This is a genomic window from Chitinophaga niabensis, from assembly GCF_900129465.1.
GTDB lineage: Bacteria > Bacteroidota > Bacteroidia > Chitinophagales > Chitinophagaceae > Chitinophaga > Chitinophaga niabensis.
Genome location: NZ_FSRA01000002.1, coordinates 1,393,557 through 1,412,443, shown reverse-complemented (window position 1 = coordinate 1,412,443; position 18,887 = coordinate 1,393,557). Strand labels below are relative to the sequence as shown.

Sequence of the window (18,887 nt, the reverse complement as noted above, 5' to 3'; positions counted from 1 at the left end):
CGCGAACTCACTTTATGTAGCTAAAAAGGGCAGCAGGGTTTAAACCCTGCTGCCCTTTTACTATTTTATCTATACCAACTACAGTTCCTTGATCTTCACATTCTTAAACCAGATCTCACTGCCATGGTCCTGTACGCAGATATGACCTTTCTTAGCAACGCCATATCCTTTGTAGTCCTTCCATTTACCGGTTGTTTTGTTCTTCGTCCATTCCGGTGTCCACATCTCTGTATCTACCACTTTCTCCCCATTCAGCCAATGTTCCAGGTGCCCCTTGTTTAATACAATACGGGTATGGTTCCATTCGCCAATTGGTTTTGCAGCCAGTTTGGAAGGAGGGTTCATAGCGTAGTTAGCACCTGACTTCTGCCAGTCTTCCAGCTTCTCCGGGAAGTTCTCATCGTCTATCAGTTGATATTCAGGGCCGCTCATATAAGGTGCCTCAAACTCTTCTGTTACCAGGTAGAGGATACCGCTGTTCCCTTGTGGTGCTATTTTCCAGTCAGCCACCAGTTCAAAGTTCTCAAACTGGTCATTGCTGAGCAGGTCTGCACGCATATCACTTTTATCCGTGGTGCTGCCTGTGCAGTGAATCGTACCATCCTGGGCAGACCAGGTTTTGTTTTCCTTGTTCTTGTACATTCTCCAGCCATCCAGGTTGGTGCCGTTGAACAGGAGTTTCCAGCCTTCTGCTTTTTCAGTATCGGTTAAAACATTGGCAGGAGCTTCCGTAGCTGTTTTATTTTCACTGCCTATTGCCAGTGAATCCTTTTTCTCTTCCGTTTTTCCTGCATTTCCGCAGGAGGCAAAGCCTATCATAGCTATGCAGAATGCGGGGAGCGCTAATCTTTTCATAAATTATTTATTTACAGTTTTCAAAGTTTCCGGGTTCCAGTGCATGATCTTGTTCTGGAAATAACTATCGTTACACAACAGGGCAGGTGCAGCAGCGCGGAAGCCAAACAGTGCATCCTCGCTCACTTTACCTTTGGTACGCATAGCATTGAACAGGTTGTAGAAGTGATCAAAGTGCGCGCCTTTGTATCCTTCTTCTGCTACGTATTCCATTTTTTCCGGTGCCAGCATATCCTTACGCTCGTATACATACTGCCTGCCGGTATCTTTCTGGTTTTTTGTTTGCAGCAATGGATCGTCAGAAGCCGCATAAGCTTTGTTCCTGTAAAGGGTCACTTTATCCCACTCAACCGTCATGGAACCTTCGCTACCTACCATGCGGAGATAGTTGGTTCCACCTGTTCCGTCCACAAAGTTCACACGAAGGCTCAGGTTAAATGCAGGATGGATCTTGGTTTCAGGATAATCGAACATACCCAGCATTACATCGGGTACTTCCCTTCCGTCTTTCCAGTAACGCAAACCACCGGTAGCCATGATCTTTTCCGGCCCTATGGAACCCGTTACCAAATGGAGACTGGAGAACAAGTGTACGAAAAGGTCGCCGGAAACGCCGGTACCATAATCCCGGTAATTCCTCCAGCGGAAGAAACGTAATGGATCAAATGCGCGTTTGGTGTTGTTGGCCAGGTAAGCATCCCAGCCTACTGTTGATGGAGAAGCGTCCGCAGGGATGGGGTATTGCCATGCTCCGAATGGAGACATCCTCGCCCAGAAACCTTCCGCATAGTTCAGTTGACCGATAGCACCGTCTTTCAGCAACTGGCGGGCTTTTTCATTACCCAGTGAGCTAACACCCTGGCTGCCCACTTCATAGATCACCTTGTTGCGGTTCTGTGCTTCCACTACTGCTGCACCTTCTGAAACATCGTGCACCATTGGCTTTTCGCAGTATACGCTCTTGCCTTTGTTCATGGCAGCAACAGAAATATCTTTATGCCAGCTGTCCGGCGTGGCAATGATCACGGCATCAATGTCCTTGCGTTCCAGGATCTCTTTGTAATCACGCGTGGTGTAAATATCACTGCCCCATTTCTTTTTAGCATCTGCCAGGCGGCCATCGTACAGATCGCAGGCAGCGATCAGTTTCACACCGGGTACTTGTATGGCGGTATTTGCATCTGCCGTTCCCATTCCACCCGCTCCGATCAATGCTATCTGGATTTGATCGTTAGCACTGTATTTATCATTCTGACGGGAGAGTTGTTCCAGACTTCTCTTCCGGTCTGCCGCTGTAATGATGTTTGGAAGTAAAGAGGCTCCCACTACGGTTTTGGCCAGTTTGGTAATAAAACCGCGCCGTGAGTTACCTTGAGAATTTTCCGTCATGCTAAGTATATTTTATTTATTTAAAGATAAAACGATTGCTATTTGAAACGCAAAACAGCGTTCACGGGTAAATGGTCCGATGCGTATTTCTCCTGGATCACCTGGTGTTTTTCCACCTCAAATTTCCCTGGTGTAAAGGATATGAAATCAATACACCGGCGTGGGTTCTCCACCGGGATGGTAAATCCGCAGTCCTTACAACTACGGGTAAAATGCTGATCCAGTATATCAATAACAGGGCTGCCCTCCGGAGCGTTCAAATCTCCTGCCAGAATAACCGGGTAAGGCTGATCTTTTAATATCGCTGTTACCTCTTTGATCTGCACCAGGCGGTTGGTATCACCTCTTTGTGCATCCAGGTGAGTACAGGCTACCAGCAAACGTTTATTTTCCGGAAGTTGTAATAACACAGTAGCTAATACGCGTGGCTCACCATTTGTCCCTGCTACGGTTGTTAAAGGATATCTCTTTTTTTCAATAATGGGATAATGCGTGAGAATGGCAATGCCATATTCTCCTCCGTCGTAGTCTATTCCTTTGGCAAAGAAGTAAGCCATTTTACTGCTTTTAGCCAGCTCTTCCGCCTGGTGCACATCTTTACCGGAACGTGCGGTATGTACATCTACTTCCTGCAGCAGTACAATATCCGGCTGTACATCGCTGATCACCTTTGCAATAGCGGGAATATCTTTCTTGCCTTTTACAGAAGGAGGATTGGCCACATGGATGTTATAACAAAGAACATTGACGGAGCTTGTTTTAGCAGTGGTTACAGTTTTCCCGGCGGAGCAGGCGCCCAGGGTTATTACCATCAATAATGCAAGATGGAAGCGGCTTAATTCATACATACCCTAAAAAAACGAAAAACAATTTAGCTATGCAATGGTAAGGCACCGCTAAATTGTTAATATTTTTTGCAATGGGTTGCATTTATGAATAAGTACGAATACTTATTCAAAATTTATAAAAGCGGCCTGCATTGTTTGAATAGTTTCCGCACCCGGCCTACAGCAGGCCGGCTTCCTAATTCTTCTTCTGCAACAAAGCCTGGTACTTTGCCGGCGCATGCAACAGGCTCACCGCCTCATCCACATCCTTATCCCAGCTCAAGCCCTTTTCTATCCTGCCCAGTTGGGGATAGTAACGGTTCATGATCTCTTCTTCCAGCAGTTGACGGATCTCTGTTTTATTCTTCAGCATATCCTGCTTTTTATCGTGCTTCATTTTCTGCTGCAAAGCATCAAACTCTTTAGATAAGCCATCATAATATTTTTCCCGCTCTGCAGTAGTGCGAAAACCTTCAAGGGCCTCTTCTGAACGGGTTTTGTAACTATAGTCTTTCCCATCCAGGAATTTTTCAAAGTCATTGAACTCTGCATCCGTGAGTGAGAACTGGGATGCCGGCTTCACCTGTGGATGGGCATAATAATAACGGGTAGCATAATCGAAGATGAACTGTTTGCGCAGTAAAGTGATCGCTACCTGGCTCAGTACCATGCTTTCCACTTTCGCATCCGGTTCAATTCCACCACCATCTTTAACAGGCCTGCCACCTGCTGTTACAAAAGAACGGCGCAGGGAATCCGCCACATACACTGCTTCTCCATCTTCTGTTTTGTGTGAATAATCGATGGCTTGTATGCAACGGCCGCTGGGTGTATAATAACGGGCAGTGGTCACTTTCAGTTTTGCATTGTAAGGCAGTGGGCGTGTGGTTTGTACCAGTCCCTTTCCATAAGAACGCTGGCCTACTACTACACCACGGTCCAGGTCCTGTACGGCACCTGCCACAATTTCTGCGGCGGATGCAGATGTACGGCTGGTGAGTACTACCAGTGGAACCTGTGCATCCACGGCAGACTGGGAGGTTTTATATTCCCTGTCCCAGCTTTTCACCTTTCCTTTAGTGCTAACGATCAGTTGATTTTTATCGATGAAGATATTGGATAAGGTCACTGCTTCTTCCAGTAATCCACCGGGGTTTCCGCGGAGGTCCAATATCAGTCCTTTCAGTTGTGGTTGTGATTGTTTCAGTTTTTCAAATGCCTGCTGGACCTGTAAACCGCTGTTCTCTGTAAACTGGCTCATTTTAATATAGCCAATGTCGTTACGGATCACGCCGGAATAACTTACCGGTTTCACATTGATATCATCCCTGATGATCTTATAAGCCTTTTCCACACCCGTGAGCGGATGACGGAGTACGATATCCAAAGAAGTACCGGGATTACCTTTCAGCATGAGACTGATATCATCCTGTTCCATGTTCTTTGCACTTTTGCCGTTGAGGGAAACAATGATGTCTCCTGCTTTCACACCGGCTTTAGCCATGGGGCTTCCTTCATACACATCCGTGATGGAGGTCCATTCTCCTTCTGTATAAATGGAGGTTCCTACCCCGCCGTATTTACCGGTAGCCATAAAACGCAATTCATCCAGTTCCTCTTCCGGTACAAAATCCGTGAAGGGGTCCGTTTCTTCCAGCATGGCTTCAATACCTTTGTGCATAAGCTTTTCAGGCGGAAGGTCTTCCACATAATAGGTATTCAGCTCACGGTAGAACGCGGCAAAAATGTCCAGGTTCTTGGCAATGAGGAAATATTTATCGCTGGTACGGAAAGCTGCAAACACAAGGCAGAGGCCCAATAAGGAGAACAGCACTAATTTTTTGTATATCCGCCGCATAGAAAAAGTTTAAAAGGTTCTTAATGCATCCTGTTATGGCACCGGATCATAACCATGGCCTCCCCAGGGATGGCAACTCAGGATACGTTTGATAGTGAGCCAGCCACCCTTGAAGATCCCATGTTTCTTAAAGGCCTCCAGGCCATAATGGGAGCAACTGGGTGTATACCGGCAGCGGGCGCCTAAGAATGGACTTATGCACCACTGGTATATTTTGATCAGTAATATAAATGGGAAACTTAATATAATTAGTAATTTCTTCATCAGCCAACACCTCAGATGGATTTCTTCAATCTCTCTAAAATTACCGAAAATTTATCGCGAAGGGTAGGGAAATCAGCTATTTTTTTGTCTGTATAAATAAAAAAAACAGCCATTTGGGTGGATTTACCGGCAAGGGCATCATAGAGTCCCTGTTTTTGGAGACGGTAGCATTCGCGGCCTAACCGTTTTATACGGTTACGGTCTACGGCATGGGGGAACTTGCGGGACGATACACTAAAACCGGCCTGAACAGGATATTTATCCGAAGTGAGGGTAGCCGGCATGAAAATGACCCGATAGGGGAAAATAGAAAACGCTTTTCCTTTGCGAAAAAGCGTTTCAATCATTTTCCTGCTTTTTAACTTCTCCTCCTTGTTAAAAGAATAAGTTTTTATGGCAATATGAGTTGATGTCGGATTATTTCAGCTTGCGCTCGTCAGAAACGGTCAGCTTCTTTCTGCCCTTCGCTCTGCGGGATGCCAATACTTTACGGCCGTTGGCAGTTTCCATTCTCTTTCTGAAACCGTGTACGCTCTTTCTGCGTCTGTTGTGCGGTTGAAAAGTACGTTTCATCTTGTTTTTTAATTTTCCTTTATACTTAAAACTTGTTACCCATCCCGTCTTTCAGGCGGGCGAAGTGATCAGCCCCGTTTAAAACGGAAGGCAAAGGTAGGATAAAATATTTAGAATCACAAAGTCAGAGCCGGAAAAGTCCAAAATTTCCACAGCCATGGCGCATCCTATGGTACTATTTTACCAAAAGCAAGGCTATATCACGTGTTCACCACGTGTATATCACTTGTTCTACTATCCTATACCCCATCCAGGGGGGTAAAATAATATAACAGGAAAGGCCAACCCGCAAGGGTCGGCCTTCCAAAATAAATCAGATTAAGCCTTATTTAGCGGCCGGAGCAGCTGGTGTGTTAGGAACACCCAGTTTGGTCTTCACGGCAGCCAGGATATCGTCTCCTGTAGGAGAAACGAGCAAAGAACCGCTGGAGCTGTCAATTACATAAGCGTAACCTTTTTCTTTAGCTACATCTTCGATCGCTTTACGGGCTTTGTCATATACTGGTTTCAGCAATTCGTTCTGTTTGTTGCCGATCTTCTCACGAGCGAGGGTTTCGTACTCCTGGATGCGTTTTTGTGCGTCCTGGATCTCTTTCACCTTCACTTGTTTCATTGTTTCGCTATCGGTAGCGGATGATTTGTCGAAATCAGCCATTTTTTTATTGTATTCAGCCACCAACGTACCACTTTCCTTTTCCAGTCCGGCTGCAAATGTTTCAATATCTGCTTGTGCTTTTTTAGTTTCTGGCATGCTCTCAATCAATGCTTGGGCGTTGATATGCGCGATTTTGGCTTGTGCGCTGGCCTTCACACTGAATAATCCGGTGAATGCAACAAAGGCAATAATTACATACTTCTTCATGATGTTGTTGTCTTGTGTTTAAAAGAAATTTAAAAAGTTATAGGTAAAGATGGTAAAGGATTATTTTTTCACCCCCAATGCGCGGAGGATCTCTTCGCTTTTATCCAGCTTGGGATCGGAAAATATAACGGTAACACCGCCTGATTTGTCCAGCACAAAGTCGTACATCCTGCTGGCAGCCAGCTTTTGTACAGCATTGTAGATCTTATCCTGGATTGGTTTTACGAGTTCCTCTCTTTTCTTAAACAGATCGCCTTCGTAGCCAAAACGTTTCTTTTGAAGGTCCTTAGCATCTTTCTCCCGGGCGATGATCTCATCCTCTCTTTTACGCTTCAGATCTTCTGTAAGCATTACCTGTTCTGCCTGGTACGACTTATACATCTTGTCCACTTCCTGGAACTTGGCGTCTATTTCCTTCTGCCACTGATCAGCTACACCATCCAGTTTCTTTTGTGCTTCCTTATAGTCCGGAATGCTTTCCAGGATGTATTTCGTATCTATCACACAATATTTCTGCGCCGCGGCACCAAATATAGTTCCTAATACTAAAGCCGTAGTGATGAATAATCTTTTCATGAGAAAAAGGTTTATTAGTCTTATTGCTATCTAACGTACGTTCAACGCACAAGTTTTGCAATATATAATAAATATTTTATTCCGGTTCAAAGCCTAACATGAAGGTAAATTTAGCAGCATCCTTCATACCGCCTCCGGGCCTTAATCTATCCAAACCTATGCCATAGTCAAATCCAAGCAATCCGAACATGGGGAGATAGAACCTCGCACCCACGCCCACAGAGCGTCTCAGGCGGAAAGGATCATATTCCTTGAAGTCCCGGTAACCGTTCGCTGCTTCCATGAAAAGGAGGCCGAAAATGGTAGAACTTGGATTGAGACTGAAGGGATAACGCAGTTCCACTACATATTTATTAAACATGGTAAAGCCTGAATAACCAGCAGGTGGCGCAGTGCTTTCCGGGTTTAATTTAGGATTGGAGGTATAATAAACCGGGTAACCGCGTTGGGAGATGATGTCCCTGTCGTATACCGCAAAGTTGCTCAAACCATCGCCACCCAGCTCAAAGCGGCCGAACGGAGATAAGGTGGTACGGTTATTATACTTACCCAGGTAACCGAATTTAGCGGCTACTTTCAGTACCAGTGATTTATTGTCAGCACCGCGTGGACGGCTCAATGGAACATACCATTCAGCATTCATACGATATTTCTGATATTCAATGAATTTAAACTGATCCTTGATCGGTTCTTTGGTGTAGTCCTTGTCAGGATTGAACAAAGAATAAGGCGGCGTAAACTGGCCAAAGATCATGAAGCTGGAACCACTGCGCGGGAAGATCTGCTGATCCACGGAAGAACGCGCTAAAGTGAGGCGGAAGCTAAGGTTATTGGAAACACCATTATCAAATCCTTCCAGGCCAAAGTAGTTAAAGTCCTTCAGTTTATAACGCTGATAGTTCACAGAGTACATCAGGGAGAACCAGTCATCCGGCCATTTCAATTGTTTACCCAAAGAAACGGATCCGCCCACAACCCTGAAATATGCACCAGGATTGCTTACCGGCTGATTGTAATATTCTGCGAAGGCATTCGGGTTCTGGTAAGTGCTGTAGAAGCTCACGGAGAAAGGATTCCGTTTTTTACCACCCAGCCAGGGTTCTGTAAAGGAGAAGTTGTAAGAACGGTATGCTTTACCATTGGAAGAGATCCGCACACTCAGTTTCTGACCATCACCACTTGGTAATGGGTCCCATGTTTCTTTCTTGAAGATGTTACGGAGGGAGAAGTTATTGAACGTTACCCCCAGGGTACCGGTTAACCCGATGTAACCACCCCATCCTGCGGAAAGTTCCAACTGGTCGTTCGCTCTTTCTTCCACTTTATAATCAATGTCCACTGTACCTTCCTGCATGTTGGGAACAGGGTTGATACCTATCGTTTCAGGGTTGAAGAAGCCGAGCTGTGAAATTTCACGTTGAGAACGGATCAGGTTCTGGCGGCTGAACTTATCGCCGGGCAGTGTACGCAATTCACGGCGTACCACGTGCTCATTTGTTTTTTCGTTACCTGCAATGCGGATGTCTTTGATCGTAGCCTGCGGGCCTTCCTGCAAACGGATCTCGTAATCGATAGTGTCTTCACGGATCCCCACTTCTACAGGATCTGCCTGGAAGAACAGGTAACCATCGTCCATATACAAACTTCCGATGTCTCCGCCTTCAGGGCCGGGAGGATTTCCCAAACGTTTACCTAAGAGCTCCAGGTTATACACATCTCCTTTGCGGATCCCTAAACCACGGGAAAGCACGGTATCACTATATACGGTGTTACCTCTCCAGGTGATGTTACCGAAATAATATTTTTTACCCTCTTCCAGTTCCACTTCAATGTTGAGGTTGCCTTTCAGGGAAGGATAAGTAGTATCCCTGAGGATCTGCGCATCGCGGTGACCTTTGGAGTTATAGAAAGCGATCAGTTTTTCTTTGTCGTCTGAATACTTCGTTTCGTTGAACTTGGCAGAAGAGAAAAGTTTGAAACGGAAGTAAGGGTCCAGTTGTGCAAGGGAACGGGTAGCAGAAAGGAAACCCATTTCTTTCCAGTAGTTGGAAGACTTCACCATACTGTCTGACCATTGATTGGCCATATCAGGGTACAAAGTGAAACGGCTGGTTTCCTTTGTGCCTTTCATTTTCTTTTTCAGTGTAGCGTCTGCAAAACTGTAGTTACCTACGAGGTTGATGTCGTTCACTTTTACTTTCTTACCCTTATCTATATGAAAGATCACCGTAGCAGAGTTGATGGCTGGTGGCGGATCTTTCCTTTCTTCCATGCGGGTGGTTACATTACGGAAACCTTTTTCTGCATAAAAGCGATGGATCACATTCACGGTGTTTTGCTGAAGTGCTTCCGTTACCACGCTTCCTTTACGGAGGCCGGCTTTGGTAGTGAGTTCATCAGCATCTCCTTTCTTTACACCTTTGAACTGAAAGTTGGACATACGGGCTTTTTCCACCAGGGCTATTTCCAGCCACAGTTTATTGCCTTCTATTTTTGTAATGTAAATAGCAATGTTAGAAAACAGGCGTTGCCCCCAGAGGCTCTGGATGGCTTTAGCAAAATGGTCACCTGGCAGTACAACCTTATCTCCAACGGCAAGGCCGGAGAGAGAGAGCAGCAGGGTCTTATCGAGGAATTCAGTACCGGTTACGGCAATGTCGGCAATTTCAAATTGCTGTGGGTTACCCAGTGAAAAGGGATTTAATCCTTCCGTTGGTTTTTGTGCCGGTACGGGGATGGTATCCTTTTGCTGGGCGCGCACAGTCATTCCCGCGCTGCAACATAAAACTACGGCCAGTAGGCTTTTAGGAAACAATTTCTTCATTCTGCTGTATTTGTTCGCTTGTTTTGCCGAATCGACGTTCTCTGGTTTGATAATTTAAAATGGCTTCGTACAGATTCTCTTTGCGGAAATCGGGCCAGCGTGTATTCGTGAAATACAGTTCTGCGTAGGCCAGTTGATACAATAAGAAATTGCTTATACGGTGTTCGCCACTGGTTCGGATCATCAGTTCAGGATCCGGTAGTCCAGCAGTACATAGGTATTTTTCCCAAACATCAGGGGTAAGCTCGTCAGGATTTAGCTTCCCCGTCTGTGCATCCTTCGCAATGGCACGTGCGGCCTGCAGGATCTCCCACCTTGCGCTATAGCTCAATGCCATCACCAGGTTCAATCCTCTGTTCGGAGCAGTGATGTCCATAGCTTCCTGTAACTCCCTTTGACAGTGAGCTGGCAGCATAGACATATCACCGATCACGTGCAGGCGTATGTTATTTTTATTAAGTGTTTCCACCTCCTTACGGATAGTGGTAACGAGCAACTCCATGATGCCGTTCACTTCATACACCGGCCGATCCCAGTTTTCGGTAGAAAAAGCGTATAAGGTAAGGTATTCTATGCCTAATTCAGCACAACCCTCCACAATATCCCGCACACTTTCCACTCCCTGATGATGCCCGTAAAGTCGATCCTGCCCTCGTTCTTTGGCCCACCTCCCATTGCCATCCATAATGATGGCGATGTGACGCGGCAATCGTTGCAGGTCTAGTTGATCCTTCAAGCTCATGACTATTCAGGCGTGTTAAAACAGTTTTACTAAAAGTGTGCAAAGATACAAAAATAACTTTATGCCCTTTCCTGCAAAGGGAAGGAGGCGGTTTTAACGTAGTTTTAACGGGAATGTTGGCTGGTAGCGCCTTTTAGAACTTACAGCGGTAACTGGTAAAGAGGATCCCTAATGTTAATTCAAGGGTAGCGAACTGGTCCTTATCCCGGCTGTTACCCCTCTGGCGCCCCCTTTCTCCAATTGGAGCACCCGTGGCTGTAGACCTGTCCTGCAAAATCGCCGCCAGGGTATTGCTGCCATCTGGTTTGGTGGGAAAAAGATCAATTCCGGCATAAGTAGTGCTCACATCATCCAGGTAATCTGTTTGGGCAAAGCGGAAAAGCACTTCCAAACCCAGGTTCAGCCTGCGATTGATGTTATATTTCACCCCGCCGCCTATCAGGTAAGCATAAGAAAACAGCTGGTAAGGTTTCCTGTCCGGGAAACGGGAACTGCCCTGTCCCTCTGTTTTCATGGGTTGCAGGAAATATTTCTGACTATTGTAATAAGCGTAAGGGTTGAAATGAAAGGCAGATGCCCCTAAAGTGAGGTAGGGCGAAAACCGGTATACATCACTGCCCGGCTCAAAACGGAAGAAGTTAAAATCTCCCTGTACCGCCAGCTCATACAAGTTGGTGTTAAAGCTCAGGTTCCGGCGGCGTTGAAATTCATTGGTATTATAGACATCTGAATATCCCAGCTGCATGGCGCGAAAATGCACGCGGGCACCTACATAATCGTTGAAATATTTGCGGTAATAGATCCCCACAGCAGGTTTGGTGGCCTTAATGGCAGCGCTGGTATTGAGGTCGCCAAAATAATGCGCCCCTCCGGCTGTGAAGCCCAGCTCCCCAACATAACTTTCTTCCTGCTGGGCCTTAGCCCCATTTATTAAAGAGGCAGCCGTCATAAAGACCGCTACCAGTAAAACCCTTGTGTGAATACGCGTGTGCAGCATAAATATCCTGTAAGAACGTAAATTAAACGTTTTTCGTATGGTAAAAAAGGGTAATGGAGCGCTATTTTCTTCCGGCATTACGGGTATCGATCCCCCATAACAGCTTGTTCCTTAAGGTGTGAAGGAAGTTTCCCTCGTTTAGTCTTAACAGGCTGATAGAAAAATCTTCTTTCTTTACCGCCAGCTGTACCCGGTTATCTATCACTTCCATCCTGGAATCCAGGGTACAGAGGAACTGATCGCTGCGGCCTTCCACTTCAAAGGAAATGATATTATTGTCCGGTACAATAATGGGGCGCACATTCAGATTGTGAGGGGCCACAGGGGTGATCACAAAACTCGCGGCTTCCGGGAAAACGATGGGGCCGCCACAACTCAGAGAATAACCTGTAGATCCGGTTGGCGTGGCTACTATCAATCCGTCCGCCCAGTAAGTATTTAAGAATTCCCCGTTCAGATAGGTATGGATCTTTACCATCGCGGAGGTATCTTTCTTATGGATCGTGAACTCATTCAGGGCATAAGGCACATTCCCGAATAAAGGAATGCTGGTGTCCAGGTGAATGAGCGTTCTTTTATCTACTACGTAATTGCGGCTGATGAGGGAATCCACCACTTCGTGGATCTCGTTCCTGCCAATGCTGGCCAGGAAACCCAGCCTTCCGAAATTCACTCCCATCACGGGTATGTTTTTATCCCGTATAAAGCTCACCGTGTCCAGCAAAGTACCGTCGCCGCCGAGGCTCACCAAAAATTCGATCCGCTGGTTCAGGTCTTCCGCATGGGAAAAAACCTCTGTTTCAGGATAGAACTGTACATGCGGCCTCAATTCTCTATAAAAGGGTTCAAATATAACAGGTGTGATCTCCTGACGGTTCAATTCCTCCAGCAGAAAACGAATATCTTCCAGGTCTTCTTTTACGAATCCGCGACTGTAAAGGGCTACATGCATTATAAGTATCGATTAGAATGGTTACATATCCAGCTTAGCGTGTAAAAATAGTCCTTTTTCGCCCAATTGGTTAATGCTGTATTCAAAGCGGATGCAGGTATCGTAGAAGGACACGAGGTCCAAACCCGCTCCGGCAGTATATAACATCTTGTTATTCAATATGCCGTTCTTAGTGAGTTTTGCATAGGCATACCCCATATCCCCATATGTTTTCACAAGCAGGCGGATAGGCAGGTTACTGAACTTTTTAGGTACAATAGGGAGTTTTACTTTCCAGTTGAGCACTTCCCGGCGCAGCGTGGATTTGAAGATGAAATAACTGGTGCCGTCTATCACGTAATATTCCAGGCCACGGAGGTAATCATCGCTGTATCCCATAGCCCGCATGCCAATATAGGGTTGATCTGAAGAGAATTTTGCCTGCCCGAGGATGCCCAGGGCACCATAGGTTTTACGGGCCAGCTCCCAATACTTAGTGGCTTTTACACGGAATTTCAGATAATCCAGCCCGCTCAAAGGCCCTATACCCACTTTAGATACCTCCCCACTCACCAGCAGGCCTTTTAAGGGATACTGCCAACTGTCCGCCTGGATGTAATGCAGGCGGTAAGCCAGTTCCAGGTAGTTCATATCTTTTCTGCCATTACCCAGGTAATCCGGATTCCTAAGCACTACGGAATCATTCACAGATTCATTATAATAGTTCAACACCAGCTGATGCCGGGTGCTGATAGCTTTCCTGTAAGTATAGGTAAGCCCCAGCAGGAACTGTTTCCGCAGGAAATCATCCTGCCGGAAGAACTGCTGCTTATTACCATCTGAAATATAATTGATCTCGCGGTTGCGGCTGTAGGACACTACAAAACCAATCCCATGACGGAACTTATTATCGATGTAAGGAAGGTTATAGCCCAGCAGGAATTTCTGTGTATACCCCACCGTTACATCTGCATACACATCGTCGTTCCTGCCCGTAAGGTTATCCTGGAAAGCTTTCACACCCAGGTTCACTCTTTTCAGGCTATGTTTCTGTTCTACCCACCACTGGTTAAAATTCCTGTCTGCCAGTTTAAAGATGGGAAAGGCAAACAGGTACCAGCGCTCCCATACTTCAAAAGCAAGGTCAGCACTCCTGCCTTCCCAGTTCTTTACATTGGCGGTGGCATTGAGGAAGAGGGAAGTATTCAATAATTGTTTCCGGCTTGCCTCCAGCGTTTCCGCCAATGTACTGAGATACACGGTATCGCCCGGTTTCAGGCTAAGCTCTCTCAATACAATAGAAGTACGTGTTTTTTTATTGCCGGAAACAAGGATGTTGCGAACGATGATGTAATTAGTATCCAGCGAAAGCGGCTGCAATGTGGCGGTAGCGACTGTATCCCGCTGCTGCCCTGTTGCGGGCAACGCAAAAAAAAGCAATAGCCATGTGGCGGAAATGTTTAGAACAGTGCGCATGCAGGCTTGTAGGTTCGTTCTCCTTTAAATGAAAATGATCACATGCTGATGTAATTCATGAGCAGGTCGTAGTTCTTTTTGAGCAGGTCTTCTTCCAGCTCCTCGCTGAACATATACTTGATGGTATAGTTAAAGCGCTCGAAAGTGGCCAGGATACCCTGTAATTCCTGGCGGTTGGTTTTAAGCAACACTTCCAGTTTACCGGTATTGGAATTGGTGATGGTATTAACGCTGAGCAGGGTCACCTCATTGCTTTCTGCAATACGGGCAATCTCGCTCAGGCTGTAATTCCGGGGGTCTACCTCCAGTACCAGGAGGCCGCCTGGTTCCTTTACACCATTATATTGGGCAAGGATGGCCAGCAGATTGTCTTTTGTAATACTGCCCAGGTACTCCTGTTCTTTGGAGATCACCGGCAAAACAGACAATTTATGATCGTAGAATAACTTAAGCGCTTCGTAAAAATGGGTCCCTTCAGGGATGGCAGGTTTGAAAGGGTTGGCTTCCGTAGTGTCCAGCAACTGGTCCGGATCTTCCCAGTCTATAATATCCTCTTCCTCCACCAGCTGCAGGTATTTGTTATCCACTACCATAGGCAATTGCGTCAGATGATATTCATTCATCAGGCGTAAAGCTTTAGCCCCGGTGTCCATTGGATTCAAAACCGGCACTATGGTGGATATTAATTCCTGTGCCAACATAATAGATCGTGTTTCAGCTACAATAATAGCAAAGAATATTCCAATACCGCGAAACTTACCTGTTAAAAATTAAGTAATCCCGGAGCAATGGTATGACAGTAAGGATGAACGGTTAGCTGGCATTGACCTTCACAGCGCCACTGGCAAGCCTCTTGAAGAAATCGTGCATGATCACATTGAACTCTTCGGGCATTTCCATCATGGGTGCATGGCCGCATTTATCGATAAAATGCAGTTCTGAATTGGGGATGAGCTTATGAAACTCTTCTCCCACCATAGGCGGTGTAACGGTATCATTGTTCCCCCAGATCAGGAGGGTGGGTGTGGTAATGGTCGTCAACTCCTCGCCCAGGTTATGCCGGATAGCGGATTTGGCCAGGGTAATGATCTTGATCACTTTCAGGCGGTTGCTGGTGATCTCAAACACCTCGTCTACCAGTTCTTTGGTAGCCATGGCAGGATCATAGAAAGTAAGCTCCGTTTTTTTACGGATATATTCATAATCCCCGCGTTTAGGATAGGTTTCTCCCATGCCGTTCTCAAAAAGACCGGAGCTTCCGGTGAGAATGAGTGACTTCACTTTTTCAGGGTGTTTGAGGATATACACCAGCGCAACATGCCCTCCAAGAGAGTTGCCCATCAGGTGATAATCAGTATAGTTACGGGTTTCTATGAACTTGTGAACGTATTTAGCCAGCCCGCTAACGGAGGTTTCCAGGATATTCAGGTCAAACAGCGGCAATAAAGGGATCACCACCTTGTTATACTGCTTGAAGTACTCCAGGAGGCCGCTGAAATTACTGAGGGCGCCAAATAATCCATGCAACAATATCAATGGTTCTCCTTCTCCTTCTTCGATGAATTTAAATTTGCCCTGTGTTTTGATTTCGTAATTCATTACCTATGCTTGAAGTCAATATTTGCGCTAAAATAATCCTTTTTCTTAATTCATATAATTCCTAATGCCTATCTATTTGAAGGTATTTCTTTAGCAGCTTTTTCAAAAAATCCCTGCAATTCGGCAAATACATCCCTGAAAACCGGGATAACCCTGCCCATTTGTTCCATCACCTTAGGTCCGATCGGCTCTATATAAGGATATACGACAGATTGCAGCTTGGTTTCCGGGCTTAGCCAATACAATTGATTGGCCAGCCACAATAGTACGCTATATATTACAGTATACACGAGCGCATATAAAATGATCCCTCCCAAACGGTTGATCCAGCCCAGCATAGACCATTGTACCACCTTTTCCAGGGCCGCGGCCCCAATACGTACCAGGATCACTACTGCCAGAAAGATACCAATAAAACACAAGACCGGCCACCAACGGCCATGCATACCATGCCCTGCCAGGTATTCCGCCAGTACGGCGGATAATTTAAGCGCGGCAGCCAGTCCCAATATAAAGGCCACAAGGGAAAACACCGCAACGATCAGGCCACGGGTAAAACCTTTGTAGACGGCAAATGCCAGGATAACGGCAAAAAGTATGTCTATGGCCAAAAGCGGATTATTTGGTCAGGAGTTCTTTTACAAGTGCGGAGATCATTTTGCCTTCAGCTTTGCCAGCCAGTTGTTTGGTGGCAGCACCCATTACTTTACCCATATCTGCTGGTGAACTGGCACCCACGGCTGCTATGATCTCAGTTAAAGCAGTACGCAGTGCCGCTTCATCCATTTGCTGCGGAAGGTAACGGGCAATCACAGCCAGTTCTTCTTCTTCTTTCTTCGCCAGGTCTTCACGGTTCTGTTGGCGGAATATTTCCAGGGAATCTTTACGTTGTTTGGAGAGTTTTTGCAGGAGTTTCTGCTCATCCTCTTCTGTGAGTTCGCTGGCACCTTCTGCTGTTTTAGCTACTAATATGGCAGCCTTAATAGCACGCAGGGCACGCAATTCAGCTTCTGCCTTAGCCAGCATGGCGGTTTTGATAGCGCCGTTGATATCTAATTCTAATGACATGTTCTGTTATTTAAGATTACTGGTTCTGATTTTTAAGCTTTTCCTCGAATTTCTTGTAGAATTCATGCGCAAAAGCACGGAGATCATTGGCCTGATCAGCCCATGGCGTGGCGCGTTGATAAGTATCGGCCATCGTCATCATGGTCTGAAAAAAGAAGTCAGCCATTTCATCCACCATCATTTCTTTCGTCCAGAGATCTATACGTAAAGCGGTTTTATCCGCCCCATCCCAAAAAGCCACCATCATGGCTTTCGCTTTATTCATACGGTCGGCTGTACTGTCTGAAGCCGTCCATTCAATTTTTTCCGGCACCTTTTGTTCATCCAATGCCACCTTGATCTGTATAGTAGATTCTTTTGTCATACCTTTTCTTGATTAGAGATTGCAAAAGTAAGCTTTTGTTTTTTAGGCCCTCAGGTAGTAATGATCCTCCCTAACTGCAAAGCTCCCTCATCCCAGCTCTCTGCTCTTGTAATATGTGCCAGCAGCTTACTGCGCAGCATTTCATCCTTATATAAAGCTCCCAGTTTCTCGGAAAGGTCTGTAATATCATCCGGCACTGCATTCAAAGCTGCATCCCCGCCAGCTTCCGGAGAAGCTCCTGCATATAAAGCAACTGCGGGTACCTGGCACCGTAATGCCATGTAGATCGGCACTGCCAGCCCATCCGCACCTGCGGTATGCACCAATCCATAAGCCCCTGCTATCAGTCGCGCCAGTTCTGTTTCCTCGGGATTCTCCACCCAGATCACATCATCCCTGAACTTATAGGTTTGCAGCGACTCCGCGATCTCTTCTCCCGCATGCGTTAAACGCCCCGCCAGCACAAGCTTCATACTGGTACGCAGCCTTTTCTTCAACATGGAAAAAGCTTTCAGCAAAGGTCTGATATTATTATCCGGATGAATACTGGCAACAGAAATATAATATTCCATCCCATCTGCATACTCCCTTTTCACCTCTTCTCTTTCCTCCCAGTTCAATGGAATATAGGTTTCAGAAACGCCGGGCTGTAACTCATGGATCTTCGCATCCAGGCCACCAAAACGCTTATTCACCTGTTCCCGCATAAAAACAGAGAAGAGTAAGATACCTGTATACTGGCGGATATATTTTGAGGTGGAAGCACGATCGAGTACTTCGGTTTGCCGCGTGAGCATTAGATAAGCAGGAATATCCACAGGTACAGGAAGCACTTCATCTATACACAATACCCTGTCTGCCTTATACTTTCTGATAGCTTTCCTCCACTGCCATCTGCGCCAGGCATACTGGCCCAAACGCCCGCCCGTCCATGGTTTCAGCAGAATATGCTGCGCATTGGGGGGCAGTATTACCGTCGGTTGCCAGGGACAGTCTGTAATTAGCAGGAATTCAACATCCGGGTGCAGGCGGCACAACCGGTACAACATTTCAGTGATCACATTCCCTGTGTCTGCAGGTGTATCCTGGAGCATCGGGACAGCATTAACGGCTATACGCATGGCTATTTCTAATTCGAACCTTGCACAAACCTAGTGGAATTATGCCGAAAAGAAAAGAGGCTTGTGCTATGCTTTCCTGCATATAACAAGCCCCTTGTAATATCTCAAGAATAAATTAAGGCGTTTTGTTCATCACCCCAAACTTATACGTTTTGGTATTTGTTGGTTTTGCTTTGGAAGTTACCGTGATCGTAACATCTGCTACTTTCAAACTGGGCAGGCCTATGATGGTAACAGTGATCGTATCTCCCGTGATGGTGGTTACCGCATTCTGCGGGATAGGCACACCTGCAGGGTCCAGAACAGTCACTACAATATTTACCCCTTGTGCAGGGAGCGGCGTAGAAGTGATCTTCATGGTCACTGTAAGGGTAGGCCCCTGTGCAGCATTTACATCACTGTTCAGATTAATGTTGGGAACGGAAACTACTAATTCGGCTTCCGGAGCAGGGGGTGGTATAACAGTGCCGCCGGGACCGTTCTTTTTTTTGCAACTGCCGGACATAATAGCCAGCGCGCAAAGGATCAATAAATATGGTTTGTAGGGCATAGTAGTATGGT

At 46.2% G+C, this 18,887-nt stretch carries 21 protein-coding genes; all 21 read right to left on the bottom strand.

The genetic code is table 11. The annotated features are described in order from the left end of the window. Positions 1-78: 78 nt before the first annotated feature. On the bottom strand, positions 79-855 hold the full coding sequence (locus tag BUR42_RS22980) for a 3-keto-disaccharide hydrolase (protein WP_074241923.1): 777 nt from the start codon (positions 853-855) through the stop codon (positions 79-81). Positions 856-858: 3 nt separating this feature from the next. Next, the gene (locus BUR42_RS22975) at positions 859-2,244 is read right to left on the bottom strand and encodes a Gfo/Idh/MocA family protein (RefSeq protein ID WP_074241922.1); all 1,386 of its coding nucleotides are present in this window, start codon (positions 2,242-2,244) and stop codon (positions 859-861) included. Positions 2,245-2,282: 38 nt separating this feature from the next. Then, positions 2,283-3,092 carry an endonuclease/exonuclease/phosphatase family protein gene (locus BUR42_RS22970; protein ID WP_084185770.1) on the bottom strand — a complete coding sequence of 270 codons (810 nt, stop codon included), beginning with the start codon at positions 3,090-3,092 and terminating at the stop codon, positions 2,283-2,285. 175 nt (positions 3,093-3,267) lie between these two features. Continuing rightward, the gene (locus BUR42_RS22965) at positions 3,268-4,929 is read right to left on the bottom strand and encodes a S41 family peptidase (RefSeq protein ID WP_074241921.1); all 1,662 of its coding nucleotides are present in this window, start codon (positions 4,927-4,929) and stop codon (positions 3,268-3,270) included. Between the two features lie 33 nt (positions 4,930-4,962). After that, entirely contained in the window at positions 4,963-5,193 is a 231-nt protein-coding gene (yidD, locus tag BUR42_RS22960; protein WP_200798352.1) for a membrane protein insertion efficiency factor YidD, read from the bottom strand. 11 nt (positions 5,194-5,204) lie between these two features. Continuing rightward, positions 5,205-5,588, bottom strand: coding sequence for a ribonuclease P protein component (locus tag BUR42_RS22955; RefSeq protein WP_262488019.1), 384 nt, complete (start codon positions 5,586-5,588; stop codon positions 5,205-5,207). Positions 5,589-5,610: 22 nt separating this feature from the next. Then, complete coding sequence (gene rpmH, locus BUR42_RS22950; RefSeq protein WP_012788729.1) at positions 5,611-5,766, bottom strand: 50S ribosomal protein L34; 156 nt, start codon at positions 5,764-5,766, stop codon at positions 5,611-5,613. A gap of 325 nt (positions 5,767-6,091) precedes the next feature. After that, positions 6,092-6,628: an OmpH/Skp family outer membrane protein gene (locus tag BUR42_RS22945; protein ID WP_074241918.1), complete on the bottom strand. Its 537-nt coding sequence runs from the start codon at positions 6,626-6,628 to the stop codon at positions 6,092-6,094. 60 nt (positions 6,629-6,688) lie between these two features. After that, on the bottom strand, positions 6,689-7,204 hold the full coding sequence (locus BUR42_RS22940; protein WP_074241917.1) for an OmpH/Skp family outer membrane protein: 516 nt from the start codon (positions 7,202-7,204) through the stop codon (positions 6,689-6,691). A 76-nt stretch (positions 7,205-7,280) separates the two neighbouring features. Beyond that, positions 7,281-10,028 (bottom strand): BamA/OMP85 family outer membrane protein, encoded by a 2,748-nt coding sequence (locus tag BUR42_RS22935; RefSeq protein ID WP_074241916.1) that lies wholly within the window; start codon positions 10,026-10,028, stop codon positions 7,281-7,283. Continuing rightward, positions 10,009-10,770, bottom strand: coding sequence for an isoprenyl transferase (locus BUR42_RS22930; protein WP_074241915.1), 762 nt, complete (start codon positions 10,768-10,770; stop codon positions 10,009-10,011). Before BUR42_RS22930 ends, BUR42_RS22935 begins: the two co-directional genes overlap by 20 nt. 133 nt (positions 10,771-10,903) lie before the next feature. Next, on the bottom strand, positions 10,904-11,767 hold the full coding sequence (porG, locus tag BUR42_RS22925; RefSeq protein ID WP_074241914.1) for a type IX secretion system protein PorG: 864 nt from the start codon (positions 11,765-11,767) through the stop codon (positions 10,904-10,906). A 61-nt stretch (positions 11,768-11,828) separates the two neighbouring features. Further along, complete coding sequence (locus BUR42_RS22920) at positions 11,829-12,719, bottom strand: NAD kinase (protein ID WP_074241913.1); 891 nt, start codon at positions 12,717-12,719, stop codon at positions 11,829-11,831. Between the two features lie 21 nt (positions 12,720-12,740). After that, positions 12,741-14,174: a POTRA domain-containing protein gene (locus BUR42_RS22915; RefSeq protein ID WP_084185769.1), complete on the bottom strand. Its 1,434-nt coding sequence runs from the start codon at positions 14,172-14,174 to the stop codon at positions 12,741-12,743. A gap of 38 nt (positions 14,175-14,212) precedes the next feature. Further along, complete coding sequence (locus BUR42_RS22910) at positions 14,213-14,875, bottom strand: CBS domain-containing protein (protein WP_074241911.1); 663 nt, start codon at positions 14,873-14,875, stop codon at positions 14,213-14,215. Positions 14,876-14,987: 112 nt separating this feature from the next. Then, positions 14,988-15,773: an alpha/beta fold hydrolase gene (locus BUR42_RS22905; RefSeq protein WP_074241910.1), complete on the bottom strand. Its 786-nt coding sequence runs from the start codon at positions 15,771-15,773 to the stop codon at positions 14,988-14,990. A gap of 68 nt (positions 15,774-15,841) precedes the next feature. Beyond that, on the bottom strand, positions 15,842-16,384 hold the full coding sequence (locus BUR42_RS22900) for a CvpA family protein (protein ID WP_074241909.1): 543 nt from the start codon (positions 16,382-16,384) through the stop codon (positions 15,842-15,844). A gap of 7 nt (positions 16,385-16,391) precedes the next feature. Continuing rightward, positions 16,392-16,841, bottom strand: coding sequence for a GatB/YqeY domain-containing protein (locus BUR42_RS22895; protein WP_074241908.1), 450 nt, complete (start codon positions 16,839-16,841; stop codon positions 16,392-16,394). Positions 16,842-16,857: 16 nt separating this feature from the next. After that, positions 16,858-17,205, bottom strand: a complete 348-nt coding sequence (gene gldC / locus BUR42_RS22890; RefSeq protein WP_074241907.1) for a gliding motility protein GldC — start codon at positions 17,203-17,205, stop codon at positions 16,858-16,860. Between the two features lie 50 nt (positions 17,206-17,255). Next, the gene (locus BUR42_RS22885) at positions 17,256-18,326 is read right to left on the bottom strand and encodes a glycosyltransferase (protein WP_074241906.1); all 1,071 of its coding nucleotides are present in this window, start codon (positions 18,324-18,326) and stop codon (positions 17,256-17,258) included. A 115-nt stretch (positions 18,327-18,441) separates the two neighbouring features. Then, the gene (locus BUR42_RS22880) at positions 18,442-18,876 is read right to left on the bottom strand and encodes a hypothetical protein (RefSeq protein WP_143197553.1); all 435 of its coding nucleotides are present in this window, start codon (positions 18,874-18,876) and stop codon (positions 18,442-18,444) included. Positions 18,877-18,887 lie beyond the last annotated feature (11 nt).

Bases quoted from the DNA above. Each gene is read 5' to 3' on its own strand.
- BUR42_RS22920 (WP_074241913.1), bottom strand. From the start codon at position 12,719: ATGCATGTAGCCCTTTACAGTCGCGGATTCGTAAAAGAAGACCTGGAA.
- rpmH (WP_012788729.1), bottom strand. From the start codon at position 5,766: ATGAAACGTACTTTTCAACCGCACAACAGACGCAGAAAGAGCGTACAC.
- BUR42_RS22885 (WP_074241906.1), bottom strand. From the start codon at position 18,326: ATGCGTATAGCCGTTAATGCTGTCCCGATGCTCCAGGATACACCTGCA.
- BUR42_RS22970 (WP_084185770.1), bottom strand. From the start codon at position 3,092: ATGTATGAATTAAGCCGCTTCCATCTTGCATTATTGATGGTAATAACC.
- BUR42_RS22935 (WP_074241916.1), bottom strand. From the start codon at position 10,028: ATGAAGAAATTGTTTCCTAAAAGCCTACTGGCCGTAGTTTTATGTTGC.
- BUR42_RS22945 (WP_074241918.1), bottom strand. From the start codon at position 6,628: ATGAAGAAGTATGTAATTATTGCCTTTGTTGCATTCACCGGATTATTC.
- porG (WP_074241914.1), bottom strand. From the start codon at position 11,767: ATGCTGCACACGCGTATTCACACAAGGGTTTTACTGGTAGCGGTCTTT.
- BUR42_RS22880 (WP_143197553.1), bottom strand. From the start codon at position 18,876: ATGCCCTACAAACCATATTTATTGATCCTTTGCGCGCTGGCTATTATG.
- BUR42_RS22940 (WP_074241917.1), bottom strand. From the start codon at position 7,204: ATGAAAAGATTATTCATCACTACGGCTTTAGTATTAGGAACTATATTT.
- BUR42_RS22975 (WP_074241922.1), bottom strand. From the start codon at position 2,244: ATGACGGAAAATTCTCAAGGTAACTCACGGCGCGGTTTTATTACCAAA.
- BUR42_RS22905 (WP_074241910.1), bottom strand. From the start codon at position 15,773: ATGAATTACGAAATCAAAACACAGGGCAAATTTAAATTCATCGAAGAA.
- gldC (WP_074241907.1), bottom strand. From the start codon at position 17,205: ATGACAAAAGAATCTACTATACAGATCAAGGTGGCATTGGATGAACAA.
- BUR42_RS22980 (WP_074241923.1), bottom strand. From the start codon at position 855: ATGAAAAGATTAGCGCTCCCCGCATTCTGCATAGCTATGATAGGCTTT.
- BUR42_RS22915 (WP_084185769.1), bottom strand. From the start codon at position 14,174: ATGCGCACTGTTCTAAACATTTCCGCCACATGGCTATTGCTTTTTTTT.
- BUR42_RS22930 (WP_074241915.1), bottom strand. From the start codon at position 10,770: ATGAGCTTGAAGGATCAACTAGACCTGCAACGATTGCCGCGTCACATC.
- BUR42_RS22895 (WP_074241908.1), bottom strand. From the start codon at position 16,841: ATGTCATTAGAATTAGATATCAACGGCGCTATCAAAACCGCCATGCTG.
- yidD (WP_200798352.1), bottom strand. From the start codon at position 5,193: ATGAAGAAATTACTAATTATATTAAGTTTCCCATTTATATTACTGATC.
- BUR42_RS22910 (WP_074241911.1), bottom strand. From the start codon at position 14,875: ATGTTGGCACAGGAATTAATATCCACCATAGTGCCGGTTTTGAATCCA.
- BUR42_RS22965 (WP_074241921.1), bottom strand. From the start codon at position 4,929: ATGCGGCGGATATACAAAAAATTAGTGCTGTTCTCCTTATTGGGCCTC.